Here is a 21,800-nt window from a genome sequence, read left to right on the forward strand (position 1 = left end):
TACGAAGAGTGGCGTTGAATTTTCGAATTGAGAGCTATGAGCGTCTGATTTTCCGTTTCAAGGGGCGGATTTGAGTTTCTCCGGAGGTCTATCTCCGTTTCAAGGGGCTGCTCATTCGCTGAACCTTCAGTAGGAACCCATCTGTACTAACGTCATTCCGCCATTTTCATGCCGTGTCTACTTGGGCATCAGCCCCTTGAAACGGAGATAGACCTCCAGAAAACACGAAATCAGCCCCTCGAAACGGAGATAGGGCAGCAAAAACCGTCATGAAGCACGAATAAGGGTTTTCGGCGAGCAAGCTCTGTCATGTTTGCAATGGACTCTGTTTGGATCTCATGCTGTGAGGTAGGTTTGCGCGCCCATGCGCGCTATTTTGACTATACGATGGCGTGAAATCAGCGGCCTGCTGTGTCACAATGCAAAAACGCCGTGTCGATCCCAGTTGAGGCGACACGGCGCTTGCTGCGAGTAACGGGAAAAATCAGTACTTCATGCCCATGGCCTCACGCACCTGGTCGAGGGTTTCCTCGGCGATGGCGTTGGCGCGCTTGTTGCCGTCGTGCAGGATGTCGCGGATGGAATCCATGTCCTTGGCCAGTTCGGCGCGGCGTTCGCGGTGCGGGGCCAGGAACTCGTTGACGGACTCGATGACGTACGCCTTCAGCGCGCCGGCACCGGAATCGCCGATCTCCTCGGCGATGTCCTTCGGGTCACGGCCGGTCACCAGACCGGCGGTGGTCAGCAGGGCGGAGACCTGCGGACGCGCAACCGGGTCGAAGGTGATGCGACGCTCGGAGTCGGTCGGGCTCTTCTTGATAAGCTTGGCGGTCTCCTCGGCTGTGGCGCCCAGCATGATGGAGTTGCCATATGACTTGCTCATCTTGCGTCCGTCAAGACCCGGAATCTCCGGTGCTTCGGACAGAATTGCGGCCGGCTCCGGGAACACCGGATTCTTCTTGGCGTAACGCTCGTTGAAGCGGCGCGCAATGGTACGGGTGATTTCCACGTGCGGCAGGTTGTCCTTGCCGATTGGCACGACATTGGCCTTGCAGAAGAGGATGTCGCACGCCTGATGCACCGGGTAGGTGAGCAGCAGGCCGGTCAGCGCGTGGCCGGAAGCCTCCATCTCGGACTTCACGGTCGGGTTGCGGTGCAGCTCGGCCTCGGTGACCAGGGACAGGAACGGCAGCAGCAGCTGGTTCTCGGCCGGCACGGCGGAGTGGGTGAACATCATGGTCTTGTTCGGGTCAATGCCGGCGGCCATGTAGTCGAGCACCAGGTTCAGCACGTTGTCCTGAATGTGCTCGGTGGTGTCGCGGTCGGTGATCACCTGATAGTCGGCGATGATGATGTTCGTGTTCACGCCGCGCTCCTGCATGGCGACGCGCTCGCGAATCGAGCCGAAGTAGTGGCCCAAGTGCAGGCGGCCGGTCGGCCGGTCGCCGGTCAGCATGGTGAAGCTCGACGGCTTGGCCTCAAGCTTGGCAAGCGTTTCGTCCGAACGCTTCTTCGCCGCGAGGAAGCTCGCGCTCATCTCATTGCCTGCCGCTGTCAGTTGCTGCTCGTCGGTCATGCGAAATCCTTTGAATAGGCCTCAGATAAACGCTTTTTATGGTAAAAGTGTGAGCCGACAACGAACAAGCCAGTATTAGTGGTACTCTCTATTGTTGATGAATCGAACAGCACAGTAATTCGCAGGGGGTCAGATGGGCCGCGGACGTCAAAAAGCAAAACAGCAGAAAATTGCCCGAAAGCTCAAGTACCTGACCACCGATACCGATTACGATGAGCTGGCAAAAGAGCTAAGCGAGCAGGAGCCGGGGACGGGCTCTCCTGACCCGTTTGCCGACGTTGATGACCAGTATGCGGACAAGGATGTGGATTCTGCTGCTGACGCCGACGCCGCCAAGGTCTCGCCCGCCGCGCAGGCGGACGACCTCGACGAGTACGCCAAGTGGGCAGCCGAAGCCGCCGCAAAGGCGACCAGCGGCGAATTCCCGGCCTCCGCGCCGGCCGCGCCCAAGCCGAAGCCGGCCCCGCGCAAGCCGATTCCGATGCCCATGCCCTCAGCGCTGAAGCCGAAGAAGAGCTGAACTCCATTACTTATTAGCCGCGGATCGATTGACTTACTCGGCGATATTTGGGGTGCACTGAGGCGTGCTGAGACGTTCGCCGTATCGGGCTTGGAATTCTTGACGTGATAACGCCTTTGTGCAGTTTGAATGCGCGAATGCCGTGCAATGACGTGCATAGGGGAGGGAACGTGCCTGATATCAGCGGGCGGGATGGATCGAAGCCCACCATGCTCATCATGGACAACGACCGCATGGCCTTGATGGCATTGCAGTCGATTCTGGCGAAGGCACTGCCCGACTTCGAATTGTTGCCGCCGGCGAGCGAAGGCAGCAAAGCCATTCAGCTGTGCACGGCCACCAAACGCCCGCCTGCTGTGCTATTGGCCGATATCGCGATGAACGACATCAACGGCCCGGATGTGGTGCGTGCAATCCGCAGGGAAAACGCGACCACGGCGATACTGGCCATTACCGCCTCGATTGTGGGCCGACATGCCAAAGAGATGGCCCGGGCCGGCGCGCAAGGCATCATGAGCAAGAACGATGATGTGCGGTTGCAGGCCGTGGCGATTCGTCAGGTACAGGCCGGCAAAACATGGGGCGATGGTGGCGACGTGCGGTTCGAGACCGCGGTCGTTGCGTCCGCGCGCATCAAGGCCGAGAAGGACAACCGGCTGAGTGCGCGTGAGATGGAGGTTGCGGAACTGTGGTCCCGCGGCCGGACTATGCCGCAGATCGCCGCCGAACTGTCCATCACCGAAACCACCGTGCGCACGCATTTGATGCGTGCGGCCGACAAGCTCGGCGCCGGCAATCTCAAGGAACTTATCGGCGCATGGATTCGCATGAACCTGCACTGATGAAGGCGCCGATGGGTGTGTGGGGACGCGGTAGAAGAAGCGCAAGGCGCATAAGGGGAGCGGCCCGGTGAAACGTCCGATTATCATTTCGCAGCATTCGTCGTATTCGTATAGTCACGCCGACGGCAAGAAGCATCATCAGATTGATATCGATATAGAACTCAAGCATCCGCTGGCGATGTTCGGCCCGATCGGTGTGCTTGCGGTGGCGGCCATCGTCTATGCGGTGACCGGGTCGTGGCTGGCCACGGCGTCGGCGGCGCTGACGGCAAGCGTGCTGCTGGTATTACTGGGCATTGCGTTGCGCTGGCGCAAGTGCGTGGTGAATCAGGAGAACGAAAACGAGCAGATGGAATCGGCGCTGGCCGATCTGCGCCACGGCAACCAGCTCGCGATCGAACTGCACGACACGCTGTCCAATGATCTGACGTATATCTCGACCATCGCCCGGAATAATCTGGCCGCGCCAGCCGGCATCGATGGTGGCGACTGGCAGCGCGTGCTGGATCGCAGCCAACGTGCCTTTGCGGAGGTGCATGGCATCATCGATTTTCTGACCGAGCAGAGCGGAATGGACGCCGGCTTCCGGGACGAGTCCTTGCCGGTCGGTGGCACCGGGACATCTGAGGTGGCGACTGCAGAATCAGGGCAGGTTGATTCGCCGACGAAAGAATCCGCCCTGGCTCGTGACCCGGTAGGCGCCGGGGGCTGTCCAGCGATTGCGAATGAGGTGGTTGACAATGCCGTGCCCGAGAACGCCGGTGGCGATGACCGTACGCAATCCACAGCGGGCATGCCGCAGTCCTTCGTCACGCGTGTGAAGGCGCAGATCACCGATACCGAGGAGTTTCTGGAGGCGCAGGGCTATCGGGGGACGGCCGCGGTCAACGGCATCGCCATGGTCGTGGACCCCGAGGCGGCGGCCGAGGCGCTGTCGCTGATGACGGAGATCGGCACGAATATCCGCCGCCATGCACCGGCGGGAGATGATTCCTACCTGCTATTCGTCACCCTGTCTCCCGAATGGATTGAGATTCGCGAGACCAACGATATCCGTGACGATGCCGACGCGCAGAGTGGCCTGTCCGCGCAGGAGCGGTCGGGGCGTGGGCTGGCCATGCATCGCACCCGTGTGCAGGAGTTGGGCGGTGAATTGACCACCCGTTCGGATGATGGCATGTGGATGATTTACGTGCGTATCCCGTGCGTGCGGGGCTGATGGGGCAGAAGCTGCGATGTCCGGCGTCCGGCGCTGATTGTGCCCTGTCCTCACAAATGAGGACGACGACCGCAGCCATGTCCCCATAACCGAGGATTGCGGGTGTTCGGCTCTGCGGCGGCTCCCTATGGTGGCGTCCATAAGGACCAATCCCAGGGAGGGCAACGATGGCAAGTGATACGGAATTATGGCGGGGAACTGATTACGGATGGTGGCTGGCTGCGGACACGTCCGGTGCGGTCGGTGCCAGCCTGATCGCGTTCGCGGTGCCGCTGATGATGCTCGCCACGACAGGATCCTCTGCCGCCGCCACCACGACGGAAAGCATCTGCGTGGTGGTGCAGACGGTGCTGGGCCTTGCCGGCGGCGTGATTCAGGACCGGTATGATCGCCGTACGCTCATGCTGATCTGGGGTGCGTCCGGTGTGATGCTCTCGGCGGTGGCGGCGGCAGCGGTGATGCTGTTCGGCAATGCGCCGAAGACGAGCGGTCATGGGGTTAACGGGGCAAACGCTCCGGCATTCGGCGGACCGTATGCCCACGTGCTTCCGATCGCGCTGCTGTGTATCGTCGTGCTGTTTTCGGTGCGCGATGGCCTGTTGGAGAATACGTCGAATGCCATGCTGCGTGGCGTGGTGCCGGATGAGCAGCTGCCGCACGCGATGGCGCTGAATGACGCCAGGGATTCGACGGTCACGCTGGCAGGCGGGCCGTTGGGCGGTCTGCTGATGACCGTGGGACATGCGGTGCCGTTTCTGACCAGCGCGGTGCTAAGTGTGCTGGGCGTGGTGTCCGCATGGCGTATTCGCCGCTATTGGAAACGCGCAACTGTGGATGATAGCGGCCATTCAGGCAATGCCGATGATGCCGCCGATGATGCTATCGATGTTTCCGGTGCCATCACCGCTGCCCCACGCTGGCGCGACGCACTGGACGGCATGATCTGGCTGCTGTGCGACCGGTTCCAACGCCATCTCATCATCGCAGCGACCATGGTGACCGGTGCCAGCAATGCCTTCCTACTGTTGACCGCGCTGGACATCTCCCAAGGTGGCAGCCAGCTGATATCCGCCGGATTCATCAACGCCGCCTCCGCCGTTGGCATGTTGCTGGGCGCACTGATGGCCTCGCAACTGGTCAACCGTGTACCCGGCGGCGTACTGGTGGGTGTGATGTTCGCCCTGCTCGCCGCAGGATTCACCGGTGCCGCGTTGGTGCCCTCCATGGTTGGCAAGGCCATATTTGTGGCCTGCTCGGTACTGGCATTGCCCGCGGGCAACGCGGTGCTTGGAGGCCTCAGCAATACCTTGGTGGGCAAGGACAAGCTCGGCCGCGTTGGAGCGGGCAGCATGGTGTTGCAGTACGGTGCCTATGGCGTGGCCGTGGCACTCGCCGGCTGGGGTATGCAGACCATCGGCTACGGTCCGACCTGCCTGATTCTGGCCGCCGTGCTGGTAGCTGCCGCCGCTTACGCGCTGACGATGCGCAGCCTCATCACCCTGCCCACGCCGGGCCACTGGGCCGAGCATATCCAGCGCTGGGGCATCGCACAGTTCTGATAAAGGGCATCCGATACCGGGCATCCGACGATTTACAGCGGTAGCAGATCACTCAGGTCGTCGCGCTCGCCGACCGCGCTGATGTGGCCGGCGTCCTTTTCCTCTGCCCACGTGGTGATGCCGCAGGCCAGTCGCAGCCAGACTTCCGGGTCCAGTTCGATGACGTCCGGCGGGGTCAGGTTATGCGGGTCCGATTCCGGGCCGTCCAGGATCTTGACCGCACCCCACGGCGCAACGCGCACCTCCACGCCGGGGCCGGGCGCGCGCCGCTCCAACAGGAACAGCGAGTAGCGCACAGCCATCGCCCATACCGGGCGCGGCAGAACGGGGGAGGTGGTCAGGCGATGTGGTGTGTTGTCGGCCAGTTCCAGGGCTGCGTCACGCCATTGCGCCAGCGCGTCACGCCCGCGTTTCAAGTCCTTTTCCAGAATTACAGCCATGCGTTCTATCCTTGCACTGAGCCACGAAAGACGGCATTGTGCAAACGATGGCATACTGTGGGATGCGGAATGATAAGACATGTGATACTCTCTGACTGAGAACGTATGCAACAACTTTCTGCCAACGCTGTTACAGAGAGTTCATGCACACGTTTATGCGACGATACCAATCGCGCGGCATAATAAGCACGGGCACTTATCCCGGAAGGAAAGTCAGAATGACCGAAATTACCGCACCGAAGTCTCCCGTTACGGCGGAACAGTTCGCCGACGAGATTCGTGAACAACTGAAATACACCCAAAACGTCACCGCCGAGCAGGCCACTGCCGCCGACGTGTACGTCGCCGTCTCCAAGGCCGTGCGCAACCACCTCGCCGATTCTTGGTTCAAGACCCAGGCCGACACCGTCAACGGCAACACCAAGGCCGTCGGCTACCTGTCCGCCGAGTTCTTGATGGGCAAGCAGCTGGAGAACGCACTGCTGAACGCTGGCCTGACCGACCAGTTCGACAAGGCTGTGGAAGCCCTTGGCTTCAAGCCGAAGGACATCGTGGACGCCGAATACGAGCCGGGCCTTGGCAACGGTGGCCTTGGTCGTCTGGCCGCCTGCTTCATCGACTCTCTCGCCTCCCTCGGTGTGCCGGCCTTCGGTTACGGCATCCAGTACAAGTACGGCATCTTCAAGCAGAAGTTCGACGAGAACGGCAAGCAGGTTGAGACCCCGGATTACTGGCTGGCCAACGAAGAGCCGTGGGGTCACACCGACTACAACCGTGACCAGAAGGTCTCCTTCGGTGGCAAGGTCGTCGAAAACGCCGACGGCACCAAGACCTGGGAACCGGCCTGGTCCGTGCGCGCCGTGCCGGTGGACTACATGGTTCCCGGCTACAAGTCCCAGCGTGTGAACACCCTGCGCCTGTGGACCGCCAAGAGCTACGACGAGTTCGATCTGCTCGCCTTCAACCGTTCCGAGTACATGGACGCCGTGGCCCCGCAGGTCAAGGCCGAGAACATCTCCAAGATTCTCTACCCGGAAGACTCCACCAAGGTCGGTAAGGAACTGCGCCTCGAGCAGCAGTACTTCTTCGTCTCCGCCTCCCTGCACGACGCCATCCGCGTCTTCTACCCGGGCCAGGACAAGCCGGACCTGACGACCTTCCCGAACAAGATCGTCTTCCAGCTCAACGACACCCATCCGGTGATCGGCATCCCCGAGCTCATGCGCATCCTCATCGATGAGTACGGCTACGACTGGGATACCGCGTGGTCCATCACCACCAAGACCTTCAACTACACCTGCCACACCCTGCTGCCGGAGGCCCTTGAGGTCTGGCCGGCCAGCCTGATCGGCGAGCTGCTGCCGCGTCACCTCGAGATTATCGAGAAGATCAACGCGCAGTTCGAGGCCGAGCTCAAGGCCAAGGGCGTTGCCGCCGACACCATCAAGGACATGGCCATCTACACTGGCGACGCCGTGCGCATGGCTTACCTGGCCACCTACGGTGGCTCCCACGTCAACGGCGTTGCCGAGCTGCACTCCCAGCTGTTGAAGGACGTTACCCTGAAGAACTTCTCCGACGTCTACCCGGACAAGTTCACCAACGTGACCAACGGCGTGACCCCGCGTCGCTTCGTCAAGCTCGCCAACCCGCGCCTGTCCGACCTCATCACCGAGGGCCTGGGCACCGACAAGTGGGTGAGCGACCTCGAACTGCTCAAAGGCCTCGAACCGCTTGCCGCCGATGACGAATTCGTCAAGAAGTTCGCCGCCGTCAAGAAGGCCAACAAGCACGCATTCGTGGGCTTCGCCAAGGACCACTACGGCATCGATATCGACGAGAACACCCTGTTCAACACCATGGTCAAGCGTCTGCACGAGTACAAGCGCCAGTCTCTGAAGATTCTCGCCGTAATCTCCACCTACGCCGACATCAAGTCCGGTAAGGTCAAGGCCGAGGACATCACTCCGCGCACCGTGTTCTTCGGTGCCAAGGCCGCTCCGGGCTACTACCTGGCCAAGATGACCATCGAGCTGATCAACAACGTTTCCCGCGTGATCAGCAGCGATTCGGCCGTCAAGGGCAAGCTCGCCGTCCACATGCTGCCGAACTACAACGTCGAGATGGCCCAGAACCTCATCCCGGCCACCGACCTTGACGAGCAGATCTCCCAGGCCGGCAAGGAAGCCTCCGGCACCGGCAACATGAAGTTCGCTCTCAACGGCGCCATGACCGTCGGCACCCTCGACGGCGCTAACGTCGAAATCCGTGAGCGCGTCGGCGCCGACAACTTCTTCCTCTTCGGCATGACGGTCGACGAGGTGGAAGCCCAGTACGCCAACGGCTACGATCCGGCCAAGTACTACGAGGCCGATCCGCGCCTGAAGCAGGCCATCGATCTGGTGGCCGACGGCACCTTCTCCAACGGCGACCGCAACGCCTACTCCCCGCTCGTGGCTGACTGGCTGACCAAGGACTGGTTCATGACCTTGGCCGATTTCTCCGCCTACATGGGCATCCAGTCCGAGATCGAGGCCCTCTACGCCGACGAGCTCGAATGGAACCGCAAGGCCGTGCTCAACGTCGCCAACTCCGGCTACTTCAGCTCCGACCGCTCCATGGAGGACTACCTCGAGCGCATTTGGCACACCGCTCCGCTCGCGTGATTGCGGAGCGTCCTCGGCGTTGCTCCTCGGTCGACGTACCTTCGTACGCCTTTCCTCGGTGCGCCTTGAGGCCGCACGCGCAATCGCGCTCGCTCCGCTGGCTTGATACCTGGCTCCTGCTGGCGGGAGCTGGCTGGCAGAGCCAGACCGAGGGTGGTTTTTCTGTGACCGCCCCCAGTCAGCTGTGCTGACAGCCCCCGCCAGCGGGGGCGAAGATCTAGCTAAACGCCAAAGGGCCCTGCAACCAACTTCATACGTTGGTTGCAGGGCCCTTCGTGTGTTGAAAGACTGTGTGGGCTATCAGGCCTCAGCCGGAGCCTCAACTGCAGGCTGCTCGCCGTCGGCCTCGTCCTCGGCCTTGTTCAGGCCCAAGTCAACCGGCGAGGAGCTGTTCTCCCACGGCTCCTCCCACGGATCATAATCCGGGTTCTGCTGCTTGTAGATGTACAGGCCAACTACTGCTGCCAGTGCCGCGCCGAATAGCAGTGCGAAGAACTTCCAACCGTTAGAAGACTTGCTCTCCATGACGGCTCCTTTCTGTGAGGACATCTGGTCGGTATGCCCATTCAAACCGACTCTGCACCCCATTCTATGCCGTCGTTTGTGACGATTGGGTGGGGAACACCTATCGCATGTATTGCTCATGGCATAGTAGCTCCGAGCATCCGGCGCGTTGGATACAGTGGGCACATGCATATGCCCACCAAACAAGAAATCCGTTACCAATGGGAGCGTGGCGGCCCGGTGATGACCTGGGCGCTGATTGCCGCATGCACAGCAGTATGGCTGGTGGAGGTACTGCTGGGTTTCTTGTCGCCGACGTTGCAGAACTGGCTGATCTACCGTGGCATGTTGGCACCAGCCACAATGTTGGCTGAACCGTGGGCCATCGTCACCTCGATGTTTCTCCATGCGCCCAACTCAATACTGCACATCCTGTTCAACATGATTGCGCTGTATTCGGTCGGCCCGGTGCTGGAACGGCTCATCGGTCACTGGCGATTCCTCGGGCTGTACATGATTTCCGGCCTTGGTGGCGCGCTGGGCATGATGGTGTGGGCTGTCGTGGCCCCTGGCGGCCAAAGCTGGCAAACGGCCGCCTACGGGGCTTCAGGGGCGTTGTTCGGCTTGTTCGCCGCATTGCTGGTGGTATATCGCCGCATCGGGGCGGATATCCGTTCGATGCTGATATGGATGGCGGTGAACTTTGCGCTGCCGTTTGTGGTTGGCGGTGTGGCTTGGCAGGCGCATGTCGGTGGCTTTGTGGTGGGTGGCTTGCTGACATGGCTGCTGATCGGCGGCATCCGGCCTTGGCGAGGCAAAAGCCTTGCCTGGCGTATGCAGGTGTATGGCTGGTCGGTGACCGTGTTGGTCATCGCGCTTATCGTGGCGTGCAATTTTGCCAATCCATATGGCTGGATGTGGCACTGATACCGTTGTGGATTCCTCCGGGGCAGTGTCCGATCATCTTGTCGACTTGTGCACAACTGTGCATGAAAGTGCATAAGACGGTGGATAACTTATGTGGATAAGTTGGCCATAATCCCGTAATTCAAGGGATATGTCTGTGGATAACTTAGGAAAGAGATGCGATGTTATCCAATGATTTCCCGCCTCGGCAACCGTTTGTGCACCGGTTATGCACCAAAAAGAGCCTGTTATCCACTAGTTATCCACTATGTTTTCCACATTCTGTGGAAAACTACACGCGTGTAATTCATCCACAGCAGGTGGATAACAATGTGGATAACTAGTGGATAACCGGTGGATAGTTGTGGGTAAGTGACTGCGCGAGGGCGAAGGAGGCCGGAGCGGCGGCAATTGCCATAATGGAACAACAATGTGCCGTACGCCGGATCTGCTGACAAAGGCGGCTCGGCACCCGTCGCAAGACAAAAACGCAAAAAGCCGGCCCTGCTCGCAAGCAGAACCGGCTTTCGTAATAAGACGATAGGCGAACTCAGCGCCAGCCCATAGTCATCAGGAAGCCAATCATAATCAGGGCGAAACCGATGGCAAGGTTCCAAGCGCCGATATTCGGAATCGGCCAGGAACCGGACGGGGAAAGGTAGTACACCACGCACCAAATCAGGCCAATGATCATCAATGCGCAGAATACCGGAACAAACCAACGCGGGTTGGACTTGGTGCCCTTGATGGTCTCCTCAACGCGCTTGGTGTTCTCCGCCTGACGGCTCATCATGCGCTGCATCTGCGGGGTCAGCGTGGCCTTGTCGGCAGTGGCGTTCAGGACAGCTTCGACCTTCTCCATGTCAACGCCGTAGTTCTCATCCTCTGCAGCGGTCTCGTCCGCAGCGTTCTCGGACTTGGCGGCATCGTCCGTGGCGGCCTCAGATGAGGTCTCGCCCTGCCAGTCCTTCTGGTCGTTCGAGTCGGTTTCGTGCAGCTCTTCGTCAGCCATCAGCATAGTCTCCATTCAGTAGGCTAAAAGTCATAATAGTGGCTACACTCGAAACCAGTAAACTCGCCGCGTATAAAGATGGGAAATCATGTCCAGGCACGTAGGCAAACACAGCACGAAGCGCTCTCTGCTGGGAGGCGTTGCGGTGTTCGTCGTCGTCGCTCTGACTGGTTTTCTGCTGAGCACCAACGTACGCGTGAACCGTACGGCGACCGTTACCAATGACACGGCAGATCTGGTGGAACAGGGCGTCAGCGAGGTCAACCAACTGCAGAATGACGTGAACGATTTGCAGCGGCAGGTGACCAATCTCACCGATGTGCTGGGTTCCGGCGACCGGAATGCCGGCGATCAAAGCAGCCAGGGAGACAGCAGCGACAACAGCCTTATGATGCCCGAGCTGGAGGGCGCTGGTGTTACCGTAACCCTCAACGATTCGCCGTTGTGGGAAACCGCAGTCAACAACAGCGGTTCGACCACCAACATCAACGATTACGTGATTCATCAGCAGGATGTGGAATCCGTGGTGAACGCGCTGTGGGCGGGCGGCGCCGAGGCGATGATGATTATGGATCAGCGCGTGCTGTTCAATTCGGCCGTAATCTGTTCCGGCAACGTGCTGTCCATACATGGTAAGAAATACGCGCCGCCATTCACCATCTCGGCCATCGGGGATCAGGCCTCCATGCGCAAGGCGCTGAACGATTCCGAAGCCATCACCATTCTTAAGCAATATGTGACCGCATTCGGCATCGGCTACAAAGTGGAGAACAAGGACGATCTTAATTTTCCGTCCACCGCGGCCTTGCTGCAGCAGCTGAAATATGCCACGGTGAATGAGACGCAGTCCAAGGACGAGGAGAACACCCAACAATGAGGCACGGCAACCATGGCAGCGACGCCAGCATCGCGATGGATAATGTGCCTGCATACGCAGCGGGCGCAGGCAGTGCCGCATCAGTGCAGCCATCGCGCGGCGGTGACTCGCGTCGCAGGCCATCCGCTCCGAGGCGCGGCGCATTATGGCAGGTGCTGGGCATCATTGCGGAACTGTTGCTGACCGCCGCTGCGATATGCGCGCTCTATATCGTCTGGCAGATGTGGTGGACCGGCGTGGAAGCCGAACAAGTCCAGAATGAGACCACGCAGTCCGTGAATTGGTCCGACCCCAGCAACAACGGCGGTGATGTCAAGGTGGCCGAGGCGCAGGAAGGCGATCCGCCGGTCCAGCCCGAAAAACCGGCGTATGGCGATCTGATCGCACAGGTGTACATCCCTCGTTTTGGCTCTCAGTGGCACCGCAACTTGGTGGAGGGCACCACGCTGGAGCAACTGAACCGTCACGGTCTGGGGCACTATCAAGACACCCAGATGCCTGGTCAGGTCGGCAACTTTGCCGTAGCTGGCCATCGTAATGGCTACGGACAGCCGCTTGGCGACGTGGACAAACTGCAGGAAGGCGACCCGATCATCATCCGTACCAAGGATTACTGGTACGTCTACCATTACACGCGCTATGAGATTGTGCTGCCCACCGACATATACGTGATTGCGCCCAACCCGGAGAACTCCAGCGTGGAGCCCACCAAACGCATGATCACCCTGACCACTTGCGAACCGAAGTACAGCACTCCGACCCACCGATGGATCAGCTATGGCGAGCTCGCATATTGGGCCAAGGTGTCTGATGGCGTGCCCAAGGAACTGGCCACCACCGATTCGTCCGGTGAGGTGCGTTTTGCCACCAAGGAGACCCCGTCCCTGGTTTCCAAGATCGGTTCTTTGGACAAGGTGGTGTATGGCGCACTGGTGGCATGGCTGATTCTGTTCATTGCCGCAGCCGTGGCCTGGCGCTGGCCGGTGCTCAAGGCGATTCGTCTGGGCGAACGCCGCCGCCCTGATGCCAGCATCTATGGCACGCTGCTGCGCTTGCAGCCAGGTGTGGCGCCAATCCGCTGGCTACTGCTGGCTGTGCTGCTGTTTGCCGGTGCCGCGGCCCTGTTCCAGTGGGTATTCCCCTGGGCGGCCGCCAACATTCCGTTCCTGCAGCAAATGTCGAACTTCGTGGTGTCCAACTAGGCCGTGCGCATGTTCGGGTGCAAGCACGGCAAAGCGCTGTAGTATGGCTTGCAGCATAGGTTTTTCAAGGAGAGCAGTATGACCGATTCCGCACGCATCCTGGTGGTGGATAACTACGATTCCTTTGTATATACGATTGTTGGCTATCTGAAGACGCTTGGTGCCACGATTGACGTGGTGCGCAATGATGCCATCGATCCCGCCGCGCCCGGTGTTCTGGACGGCTACGACGGCGTGCTGATTTCCCCCGGACCCGGAGCTCCCGCCGAATCCGGTGCCAGCGAGGATATGATTCGTCTGTGCGCAGCCACCGGCGTGCCGATGTTCGGCGTGTGCCTGGGTCTGCAGGCGCTCGCTGAGGTCTATGGCTGCACAGTGGATCATGCGCCCACCATCATGCACGGCAAGACCAGCTTGGTGGAGCATATCGATGATGAGATTTTCGAGGGCGTGGCCAATCCGATGACCGCCACCCGATACCATTCGCTGGCCGTTGAGCCCGATTCGGTGCCGGATACGCTGCAGGTCACGGCATGGACGCAGGACGACCACATCATCCAGGGGGTGAGGGTCAAGGACAAGCCGATGTATGCGGTGCAATTCCACCCGGAATCCGTGATGACACAGGATGGCTACCGTCTGCTGGCCAATTGGCTGAAGGTGTGCGGGCAGGATAACGCCGTAGCTAAATCCGCCGGATTGCAGCCCAAAGTCACGAAGTAACGAGTAATGATTGACCCCCGCTAGCAGGTATCGCTAGCGGGGGTCAATGCTCATCATCGGTCGCGAGACGGGCTATTGCCCGTTAGTGTTGGTGTGGCCACCACTGCTGTTGTTGGTATTGCTACTGGCCCCAGCCTTGGTAGTGATGGTGACAGTCGAGCCTTCATCGACCTGCGAACCGCCAGCCGGATCGGTGTTGACCACCACTGCGTTGCTGTCGCTTGGTCCGCTGACCTGTACAGTGAACCCGGCTGCCTCCAGCGTGAGTTTTGCAGTCGCGTAGTTGGTGCCGGCGGCAATGGTCGGCACGGTGGCCTGCTTTTTGCCGGCGGATACCCAAATGGTGATGGTGCCGCCCTGTTCGATGGAGGAACCGGAGCCGGGTTCCACGCGGGTAATCGATCCGGCAGGCACCGAATCGGAATTCTCGGATTCCACGGTGAAGTTGAATTTGTCGTTGTACTGCTGCAGCACGGCATCCTTTGCCTGGCCCACCAGGTTGTCCGGCACCTTGGTCATGCCGGTGGACACCCACAGGGTGATCGACGAGCCCTTGGTGGCGGACTGCCCGTTGGCGGGATCGGTGCGGGTCACCAGATCCTTGGCCACGGAATCACTGTCTTCGGTCTTGACCACGGAGTTCACTTCAAAGCCGGCATCCTTGAGGATATTGCGGGCCTCGTCCTGAGTGCGCTTGGAAACGTCCGGAATGGAGATGGACTGCGGTCCGGCCGAGAACCATACCTGCACCTTGGAACCCTTGACCACCTTGGTGCCGGCCTTGGGGCTCATTCGCGTGCATGTACCTTCCGGCTCGGTGGAATCGGTGTCACGCTTCTCCACCATCGTCAATCCCGCCGCCTTGAGCTTGGCGTCCATGCCATCCTTGGAGGTGGATGCGGTGCATTCAGGTATGGCGACCAGCTCTTCGGTGGACGTATGCGACCCGTTCATGGCAAACGCTACGCCAACCACGATGGCGATAACCGCGATTAATGCCACAACCACACCAATAATGATGCGCTTGCGCTTCTTGGCCTTGGCCGCAGCCGCACGCTGCTCGGCACGCGACTTGACGTTTGCGGCATTGGTGCCATTGGTGGCCGAGATCTGCTCGAATTGGCCGGTTACCGGATTGAATGCCTGCGTAGGCTGCTGAGGCTGTCCCAGAGCTGCGGTCGGCAGGTCGCGCTCGGCATCCCTGCGGGCCTTCATGTTGGAGAGGTCGGTCAGGGGGTTGAACGCGGCCGCCACCGGAACGCCGCCGTTCATATAGGTCAAGACATCGTTCTTGAACTCGGAAGCAGTGGCATAACGGTTCTGGCGATCCTTGGCCATGGCCTTGGCGCAGATCGAATCCCACATCTTCGGCAGGCCCGGTACTACGGCGGAAGGCGGCGTGGCCACCTCGGAAACATGCTGGTATGCGATGGCCACGGCGGAATCGCCGGTGAACGGCGGGCGGCCGGTCAGCATCTCGTACAGCACACAGCCGGCGGAGTACAGGTCGGAACGCATGTCCACGGTTTCGCCGCGTGCCTGCTCGGGGCTCAGGTACTGTGCGGTGCCCACCACGCCCTGCGATTGGGTCATGGTGGCGGCCGAGTCGTCCAGTGCGCGGGCGATGCCGAAGTCCATGACCTTGACCACGCCCTGCTCGGAAATCATGATGTTGCCGGGTTTGATGTCGCGGTGGATGATGCCCATACGATGCGAGTAGTCGAGGGCGTTTAGCACGCCGAGCATTACCTGCTCGCAGTCGCGCTGGCTCAAGGCGCCGTTCACCTTGATGATGTCGCGCAGGGTCTGGCCCTTGACGTACTCCATCACGATGTACGGCAGATGCTCCACGTCGCCGTTATCGGTGGTGACCGTCTCCTCGCCGGAATCGTAGATGTTCACGATGTTCGGGTTGTTCATCTGCGCGACCGCGTGCGCCTCACGGCGGAAGCGGGCCAGAAATATGTCGTCGTTGGCCAGATCCGCGCGCATGATCTTGATGGCGACGGTGCGCCCCAAGCGGGTGTCGAGAGCGACATGGACTTCAGCCATGCCGCCGCGGCCAATGAGCTGGCCGAGCTGGTATCGGCCATCGGCCAGTGCAGTAGGCATATTGCTGCTCATTGCTTATTCCCTCCCAATAATGAGGCCGGAGCCTCCATAACGATGCGCGGTGTGCTCGACACCCTACGGGGCAGACGGCTACCGGACGTGATCATGGTGCTGTCGGTCATTTCGGTCTGCTGGTCAAGCAGACGACGTTCGATGCGGGCCAGTGTGCGGGACACCACCAGAGCGTCCTTAGGACGGTCCAGCGGATCTTTGGCCAGCATGGACATCACGAATTCACGCAGCTGGATATCCACAGAATCGGGCAGCGGAGGCACGGCATTGTTCACGTGTGCGGCCGCGATATCCACTGGAGTGGCACCGGTGAACGGACGGTGGCCGGCGAGCCCTTCGTAGGCCACAACGCCCAGAGAATAGATGTCGGATTGCGGCGTGGCCTGCTGGCCCTGCGCCTGCTCAGGCGAAATGTACTGCGCGGTGCCCACCACCATGCCGTCTTGGGTGATCTGACCCTGGCCGGTGGAATAGCTGACGCCGAAATCGGTGATTTTCACCTCGCCGCTATCGGAGACCATGATGTTGGCCGGCTTGACATCGCGGTGAATCACGCCGTGTGAGTGTGCGATGAACAGGCCGCGCGCGGTCTGGATGAGAATGGGCAGCAGTTCGATGGGATCCATCGCGCCCTTCTCGCGGAACAAATCGGCCAACGACTTCGAGGGCACGTATTCCATAATGAGGAATCCGATGCCATCATGCTCATAGTATTCGAACAAGGCGGCGATGTTCGGATGCGCCAGATTGGCGGAGTTGTGGGCCTCGGCACGCAGACGGCGAAGTTTGGCCTCGGCATTGGTCATGTCCGAACGCAAAGCCTTGATGGCCACCTCGCGTCCGAGCTGGATGTCGTAGCCTTTCCAGACCTCGCCCATGCCGCCCTGCGCAAGGCGCGCGTCAAGGCGGTATCGGCGGTGAATGAGCTGTCCTTCGATGAGTTTCATTGCTGCAGCGCCTCCTGAATCATCGCGCGCATAATCGGGCCTGCGGCGAACGAACCGTACAGATCTGTGTTATGCACCAGCACTGCGACGGCAATCTGCGGATCGTCTGCCGGCGCGAAGCCGATAACCCAGCCGTCGATGCTGCTGTTATCGGTGCCGATTTGTGCAGTACCGGTTTTTGCGGCCACAGATATGCCATTGATGGCAAGCGTCGGGTTGGCCTTGGTAACCACGCTTTCCATCATGGTGGTGAGCTTGTCTGCAGTATCCTTGTTAAACGCCTCGGCCATGACCTGCGACTTGGTTTCGGAAAGCACGGTCAGATCGGAGGCGCGTACGCGATCCACCAGGGTGGGACGCATCAGCTTACCGTCATTGGCGATGGCCTGGGCGACCATTGCCATCTGCAACGGCGTGGCCGTGGTGTCGCCCTGGCCGATGGAGGCCAATGCCAGTTTGTCGGCGGTGGAGCTGGACGGGAACGTCGATGCGGTGGCTGTCATCGGGGTGCCGGTGTTCTCGGTGCCGTCAATGGTGATGGTGCTGCCGAAGCCAAGCTTGGTGGCCATATCGCTGACCTTGTCTTGTCCCAGAGCCACGCCAAGCTGGGCGAAAGCGGTGTTCGAGGACCAGGTAATCGCGTCCTGCAGCGAAATCTTTCCGTCAGTGCCGTTGGCTTGGTACACGGCGTTCGGCAACTGGGTATTGGTGCCAGGAAGCGTGTATGAGCTGCCTGCGGGAATCTGCGTATCTGTCTGGTAATCGCCGGTTTCCAGCGCGGCGGATGCCACGATGGTCTTGAACGTGGAGCCGGGCGGGTACAGCTGTGAGGTGGCGCGGTTGATCAGGGGGCTATCGCCGCCTGCCGCAAGCTCGTTGTACGTCTTGGTGGCGGCATCGGAATCATGGGTGGCCAGCTGGTTCGGATCGTAGCTGGGGGTGCTCACCATGGCAAGGATGCGGCCGGTTTTCACCTCGATGGCCACGGCGGCGCCGTCCCTGGTGCCGAGCTGGTCGTACGCGACCTGCTGGATCTTGGGGTTGATTGACGTCTCGATGGACGCGCCTTGATTGGCGCTGCCGGTCAGCATGGCCTTGGCGCGCTGCCAGATCAGCGAGTCGGCCTCGCCGCTAAGCAACATGCTGCGCGAGGCTTCCAGGCCGCGATCCGCAGTCTGGTTGATGGAGAAGAATCCGGTGACCGGTGCGTACAGCGGTCCATTCGAATAGGTGCGCTGGTACTTGAATGCGTCATTTACCGGCTCCGATTGAGCCATTACCGTGCCGTCGGAGGCCAAAATGGCGCCACGATAAGCGCCAAGCTGATGGTAGAGGGCACGGGCGTTGCGAGAGTCGTTGTTCAGCGTGCTGGAGCTGATGGCCATGATGATGGTAGATGACAGGCCGAGTACCACGAACAGAGCGATGACGGCGGTAAACAGCTGGCGCAGGTATTTGTTCATGCGCGTTCACCTCCGTTGGATGTGTCGATGGGGAAGTTCGTCTGGATCTGCGGCACCGGTGGGGCAGGAGGCATGGATGGCACCTGGGGCACCGAGGGAAGGACCCCGGTACGGACCGTGTACTCGGGTTCCTCAGCGGTGTTTGGAATCTGCGGGTCGTTTGCTTCCTCAGACACGTCGTGCGGCGTGGCCGAGGCTACACGCGGGCGGACAATGGGCTCGGTGGCGCGTGCGCGGGCCTTAAGCTCCTTGTTGCGCAACGCCGCAAGCGCTTCATGCTGGAAGGTATCTGAAGTCAGCTCAGGCTCCGGCTGGTTCGCCGAATTGGAAATGACGATAAGCAACGCCGCAAGAATGTAGTTGGCGATAAGACTGGAACCGCCGGCTGCCATATATGGCAGGGTCAGGCCGGTAAGCGGAATGACGAGCGTGATGCCGCCGACCACGGTGAATACCTGGAAAGCCATGGTGAACACCAGTCCGGAAGCAAGCAGCTTGCCGAAACCGTCCTTGATTTTCATAGCGACGATGAAGCCGGAAGCGATGATGATCAGATAGAGCATCAGAATAGCCATGACGCCCACCAGGCCGAGCTCCTCGCCGAGGGAGGCGTAGATGAAATCGGAGTTGGCGAAGGTGACCAGAGATGGATGTCCCTGGCCCAGACCGGTACCGATCATGCCGCCGGATGCCAGGCCGAAAATGCCGGTGACCAGCTGCCAAGAGCCGCCGGGGGACTTGGTGTACTGTTCGTTGCTGAACGGGTGCAGCCATGCATCGACTCTCGAACCCACATGGCTGAACATGCTTGCGGCCAGCATCGCACCTGCGGCAAAGGTGATCAGACCGATGACGATCCAGCTTTTGCGGCCTGTGGACGTGTACAGCATGGCCACGAACATGGCGAAGAACATGAGCGAGGTACCCAGATCGTGTTGCACGACGAGCACTCCCATCGAGGCGATCCACACCACGATGATAGGGCCTAAGTCCTTGATGCGGGGCAGCTGCAATCCCAGCACCTTTTTGCCGCCGACAGCCAGCTGATCGCGATGATCGAAGAGATAGGCGGCAAAAAAGAACGCGAGAAAAAGTTTGGCGAATTCACCGGGCTGGAAGCTGCCGAGGCCTGGAATGCGCACCCAGATACGAGCGCCGTTGATCTCTGTGCCGATAACCGGCAGCATGGGGGAAAGCAACAGTATCAGACCCACCACCATCGACACGTAGGAAAAGCGCCTGAGAACGCGGTAATCTCGCAGGAAGACGATGATCAGCGTCGAAAGCCCCAAAGCAACGTACAGCCATATGATCTGGCGCTTGGCGATATCCCATCCCTCGCTCTGATCGATGCGGGCGATCATCGTGATGCCGGTGGCGGTGAGCAGCAGTACGCACGGCATGATGGATTGGCTGGCATACGGCTGGAAGCGGGCGGTCAGCCCACAGAACACGAGGAACAGTGCGGCCGCCGCGCACAACATGATGGCGTATTGCACGGGGAATGCGCCGGTGGTGCGCTGGAACATCTGGATGAACGCCAGCGCGCTGATAGCCACGGCAAGCAGGAGCAGCGCAATTTGGCGGAAACGGGTAGCGATCATTGCGATCCTCCCGTGGTGGCGTCGTCGGCTGCCCCAATGCCGGACTCGGACTTGTTGGTATTGCCGGAAGTGGACGAGTTGGATGAGCCTGACGAGTTGCTGGATGTGGACTTCTTGGCCTGCTCGCTCTCCTGCTGCTTCTTGAACTTGTTCATTTCGCTACGAATAATGCCCACATGCGATTGGGCCTCGTCCAAGGAGCCCACCGAAATACCCCGATTGAGCTGATCGCGCCAAGTCTGCGGCAGATTCGACACGGTAATCGAGGTGCTGGAAACCTCATGAGACAGCGCCAAGCCGAACAGATTAGTAGGTACGCCTTGGTAAATAGCCACTTTGCCGTTGCTGTTGCCGACGTAATACCGGGTCTGGCTCCACATGTACGTGCCGGTGCCGGCACCGAACAGCACCGCCACAGCCAGAAGAATGGTGATGACTATGGCCAATCGGTTCCGCTGATGCTTGGCACGTGTGGCTTTCTTCTGCTCCACATGCTCGTCCCTGATGGCCTTGGCCACCTCGGGATCGTTCGGGTCCGCGGAAAGACGGCCGTCAGGCTTTTGCACTACCGGAATTTCGCCAGTATCCGGGTTATCGCGCTCGCCGGTCTCCTCGCGGACGGCGGAGGGCTGCACCACGCGGGTGGTGGATGGCTCGGCGCTGGCTGGCGCTGCATCGTTATGTTGCGTGTCCGCTGGCTGCATCAGTGCCGCAGCGCGTTTGGCGGGCGAATGATCGTCCCTCAGCGCGGGGGCGGTGGCCACCGGTTCGTTGACGATATCGGCAATCGGCTCCAGGTTGCGGCTGGCTGCGCCGCCCACCAGCGGGGTCTGATGTGGCAGATCGAAGGCGTCGGCATCCAAAGCCAGCGTGGCGTCCGCAATCACGGCGGTGACGTTGTCGGTGCTGCCGGCGCGTAGGGCCATCTGCACCAAGCGTTGCGCGCATTCGCCTTGATCGGCCAATGCGGTCATCGTCTCTTTGATGGTGGAGTCTTCCAGTACACCGCACAGGCCGTCGGAGCACAGCAGCCAGCGATCCGCGGGGTGGGCCTTGCGAATGGAGATGTCCGGGTGCGGGTCGATGTCGAAATCACCGAGCACGCGCATAACGACATTGCGTTGCGGATGGTTCTTGGCCTCCGCAGGTGTGATGCGGCCGGTGTCGATCAGGTGCTGAACATAGCTGTGATCGCAGGTAATGCGGCTCAGGTGGCCGTCACGCAGCAGGTATGCGCGGGAATCGCCGATATGCGCCACTACCCAGTAGCCGGCGACCAATGCCACTGCAGTGACGGTGGTGCCCATGCCGGCGAGCTTGCGTTCGCGTTTGGCTTTGCCGACGATGGCGTCATGCGCGGCCATAACGGAGGTTTCCATCATGCGGGAGATGACCTCGACATCACCGCCGGTATCGTCCTGCTCAATATGAGCCAGAGACCGGATGGCGATGGAAGATGCCGTGTCGCCGCCGGCATGACCGCCCATACCATCGCAAATGGCGATCAGATGCTCGCCGGCGAAGGAGGAATCCTGATTGTTCGCACGCACGGTGCCCACGTCGGACACAGTGGTGGAATACAGGAACAGCGGTTGTGAAGCGGCGGAATTAGGCAT

18 protein-coding genes are annotated in these 21,800 nt (G+C 60.4%); 9 read left to right on the forward strand and 9 right to left on the reverse strand.

From position 1 onward, the window contains the following. Positions 1-484 precede the first annotated feature (484 nt). Positions 485-1,576 (reverse strand): tryptophan--tRNA ligase, encoded by a 1,092-nt coding sequence (gene trpS, locus BBBR_RS00205; protein ID WP_003827911.1) that lies wholly within the window; start codon positions 1,574-1,576, stop codon positions 485-487. Between the two features lie 133 nt (positions 1,577-1,709). Between trpS and BBBR_RS00210 the strand changes: the two genes are divergently transcribed. The 4 genes from BBBR_RS00210 (at position 1,710) to BBBR_RS00225 (ending at position 5,716) form a co-directional block, all read left to right on the forward strand. After that, the gene (locus BBBR_RS00210) at positions 1,710-2,096 is read left to right on the forward strand and encodes a DUF3073 domain-containing protein (RefSeq protein ID WP_003827912.1); all 387 of its coding nucleotides are present in this window, start codon (positions 1,710-1,712) and stop codon (positions 2,094-2,096) included. Positions 2,097-2,266: 170 nt separating this feature from the next. After that, on the forward strand, positions 2,267-2,938 hold the full coding sequence (locus BBBR_RS00215) for a response regulator (protein ID WP_050755801.1): 672 nt from the start codon (positions 2,267-2,269) through the stop codon (positions 2,936-2,938). A 67-nt stretch (positions 2,939-3,005) separates the two neighbouring features. Continuing rightward, on the forward strand, positions 3,006-4,157 hold the full coding sequence (locus BBBR_RS00220) for a sensor histidine kinase (protein ID WP_003827914.1): 1,152 nt from the start codon (positions 3,006-3,008) through the stop codon (positions 4,155-4,157). A 167-nt stretch (positions 4,158-4,324) separates the two neighbouring features. Next, positions 4,325-5,716 (forward strand): MFS transporter, encoded by a 1,392-nt coding sequence (locus BBBR_RS00225; RefSeq protein WP_003827915.1) that lies wholly within the window; start codon positions 4,325-4,327, stop codon positions 5,714-5,716. A gap of 32 nt (positions 5,717-5,748) precedes the next feature. Here BBBR_RS00225 and BBBR_RS00230 read toward each other — a convergent pair whose 3' ends face one another. Then, the gene (locus tag BBBR_RS00230; protein WP_003827916.1) at positions 5,749-6,156 is read right to left on the reverse strand and encodes a sterol carrier family protein; all 408 of its coding nucleotides are present in this window, start codon (positions 6,154-6,156) and stop codon (positions 5,749-5,751) included. A 218-nt stretch (positions 6,157-6,374) separates the two neighbouring features. Between BBBR_RS00230 and BBBR_RS00235 the strand changes: the two genes are divergently transcribed. Further along, entirely contained in the window at positions 6,375-8,822 is a 2,448-nt protein-coding gene (locus tag BBBR_RS00235) for a glycogen/starch/alpha-glucan phosphorylase (RefSeq protein ID WP_003827918.1), read from the forward strand. 300 nt (positions 8,823-9,122) lie between these two features. On the opposite strand, the gene BBBR_RS00240 is transcribed toward BBBR_RS00235, so the two are convergent. Beyond that, entirely contained in the window at positions 9,123-9,347 is a 225-nt protein-coding gene (locus BBBR_RS00240) for a hypothetical protein (protein WP_014483248.1), read from the reverse strand. Between the two features lie 165 nt (positions 9,348-9,512). Between BBBR_RS00240 and BBBR_RS00245 the strand changes: the two genes are divergently transcribed. Then, the gene (locus BBBR_RS00245) at positions 9,513-10,253 is read left to right on the forward strand and encodes a rhomboid family intramembrane serine protease (protein ID WP_003827920.1); all 741 of its coding nucleotides are present in this window, start codon (positions 9,513-9,515) and stop codon (positions 10,251-10,253) included. 529 nt (positions 10,254-10,782) lie between these two features. Here the strand turns inward: BBBR_RS00245 and crgA are convergent. Further along, entirely contained in the window at positions 10,783-11,250 is a 468-nt protein-coding gene (gene crgA, locus BBBR_RS00250) for a cell division protein CrgA (RefSeq protein ID WP_025262649.1), read from the reverse strand. Positions 11,251-11,332: 82 nt separating this feature from the next. Here crgA and BBBR_RS00255 point away from each other — a divergent pair, with 82 nt between their 5' ends. The 3 genes from BBBR_RS00255 to BBBR_RS00265 all read left to right on the forward strand — a co-directional run bounded on the left by BBBR_RS00255 (position 11,333) and on the right by BBBR_RS00265 (position 14,046). After that, positions 11,333-12,121: a DUF881 domain-containing protein gene (locus BBBR_RS00255; RefSeq protein WP_003827923.1), complete on the forward strand. Its 789-nt coding sequence runs from the start codon at positions 11,333-11,335 to the stop codon at positions 12,119-12,121. After that, the gene (locus BBBR_RS00260) at positions 12,118-13,323 is read left to right on the forward strand and encodes a class E sortase (protein WP_003827924.1); all 1,206 of its coding nucleotides are present in this window, start codon (positions 12,118-12,120) and stop codon (positions 13,321-13,323) included. Before BBBR_RS00255 ends, BBBR_RS00260 begins: the two co-directional genes overlap by 4 nt. Positions 13,324-13,401: 78 nt before the next feature. Beyond that, positions 13,402-14,046 (forward strand): anthranilate synthase component II, encoded by a 645-nt coding sequence (locus tag BBBR_RS00265; RefSeq protein WP_003827925.1) that lies wholly within the window; start codon positions 13,402-13,404, stop codon positions 14,044-14,046. Between the two features lie 72 nt (positions 14,047-14,118). Here the strand turns inward: BBBR_RS00265 and pknB are convergent, their stop codons facing one another. Genes pknB through BBBR_RS00290 form a run of 5 tightly spaced genes read right to left on the reverse strand, consistent with a single transcriptional unit; the run spans position 14,119 to position 21,800 of the window. Then, complete coding sequence (gene pknB / locus BBBR_RS00270) at positions 14,119-16,170, reverse strand: Stk1 family PASTA domain-containing Ser/Thr kinase (RefSeq protein ID WP_003827926.1); 2,052 nt, start codon at positions 16,168-16,170, stop codon at positions 14,119-14,121. Beyond that, positions 16,167-17,117: a serine/threonine-protein kinase gene (locus tag BBBR_RS00275; RefSeq protein WP_003827927.1), complete on the reverse strand. Its 951-nt coding sequence runs from the start codon at positions 17,115-17,117 to the stop codon at positions 16,167-16,169. The genes pknB and BBBR_RS00275 overlap by 4 nt, the downstream gene beginning before the upstream one ends. Beyond that, entirely contained in the window at positions 17,114-18,580 is a 1,467-nt protein-coding gene (locus BBBR_RS00280) for a peptidoglycan D,D-transpeptidase FtsI family protein (protein WP_003827928.1), read from the reverse strand. Before BBBR_RS00280 ends, BBBR_RS00275 begins: the two co-directional genes overlap by 4 nt. Then, a complete protein-coding gene (locus tag BBBR_RS00285) occupies positions 18,577-20,184 on the reverse strand; it encodes an FtsW/RodA/SpoVE family cell cycle protein (RefSeq protein WP_003827929.1) in 1,608 nt (535 codons plus the stop codon). The genes BBBR_RS00280 and BBBR_RS00285 overlap by 4 nt, the downstream gene beginning before the upstream one ends. Next, positions 20,181-21,800, reverse strand: coding sequence for a PP2C family protein-serine/threonine phosphatase (locus BBBR_RS00290; protein ID WP_003827930.1), 1,620 nt, complete (start codon positions 21,798-21,800; stop codon positions 20,181-20,183). The genes BBBR_RS00285 and BBBR_RS00290 overlap by 4 nt, the downstream gene beginning before the upstream one ends.

It is taken from the genome of Bifidobacterium breve DSM 20213 = JCM 1192, from assembly GCF_001025175.1.
In the GTDB taxonomy this organism is placed as follows: Bacteria; Actinomycetota; Actinomycetes; order Actinomycetales; family Bifidobacteriaceae; genus Bifidobacterium; species Bifidobacterium breve.

Coding starts and splice junctions, on each gene's coding strand:
- BBBR_RS00255 (WP_003827923.1), top strand. CDS start 11,333: ATGTCCAGGCACGTAGGCAAACACAGCACGAAGCGCTCTCTGCTGGGA.
- BBBR_RS00210 (WP_003827912.1), top strand. CDS start 1,710: ATGGGCCGCGGACGTCAAAAAGCAAAACAGCAGAAAATTGCCCGAAAG.
- BBBR_RS00275 (WP_003827927.1), bottom strand. CDS start 17,117: ATGAAACTCATCGAAGGACAGCTCATTCACCGCCGATACCGCCTTGAC.
- BBBR_RS00225 (WP_003827915.1), top strand. CDS start 4,325: ATGGCAAGTGATACGGAATTATGGCGGGGAACTGATTACGGATGGTGG.
- BBBR_RS00230 (WP_003827916.1), bottom strand. CDS start 6,156: ATGGCTGTAATTCTGGAAAAGGACTTGAAACGCGGGCGTGACGCGCTG.
- BBBR_RS00240 (WP_014483248.1), bottom strand. CDS start 9,347: ATGGAGAGCAAGTCTTCTAACGGTTGGAAGTTCTTCGCACTGCTATTC.
- BBBR_RS00235 (WP_003827918.1), top strand. CDS start 6,375: ATGACCGAAATTACCGCACCGAAGTCTCCCGTTACGGCGGAACAGTTC.
- BBBR_RS00285 (WP_003827929.1), bottom strand. CDS start 20,184: ATGATCGCTACCCGTTTCCGCCAAATTGCGCTGCTCCTGCTTGCCGTG.
- pknB (WP_003827926.1), bottom strand. CDS start 16,170: ATGAGCAGCAATATGCCTACTGCACTGGCCGATGGCCGATACCAGCTC.
- crgA (WP_025262649.1), bottom strand. CDS start 11,250: ATGCTGATGGCTGACGAAGAGCTGCACGAAACCGACTCGAACGACCAG.
- BBBR_RS00260 (WP_003827924.1), top strand. CDS start 12,118: ATGAGGCACGGCAACCATGGCAGCGACGCCAGCATCGCGATGGATAAT.
- trpS (WP_003827911.1), bottom strand. CDS start 1,576: ATGACCGACGAGCAGCAACTGACAGCGGCAGGCAATGAGATGAGCGCG.
- BBBR_RS00265 (WP_003827925.1), top strand. CDS start 13,402: ATGACCGATTCCGCACGCATCCTGGTGGTGGATAACTACGATTCCTTT.
- BBBR_RS00280 (WP_003827928.1), bottom strand. CDS start 18,580: ATGAACAAATACCTGCGCCAGCTGTTTACCGCCGTCATCGCTCTGTTC.
- BBBR_RS00245 (WP_003827920.1), top strand. CDS start 9,513: ATGCATATGCCCACCAAACAAGAAATCCGTTACCAATGGGAGCGTGGC.
- BBBR_RS00290 (WP_003827930.1), bottom strand. CDS start 21,800: ATGCCTAATTCCGCCGCTTCACAACCGCTGTTCCTGTATTCCACCACT.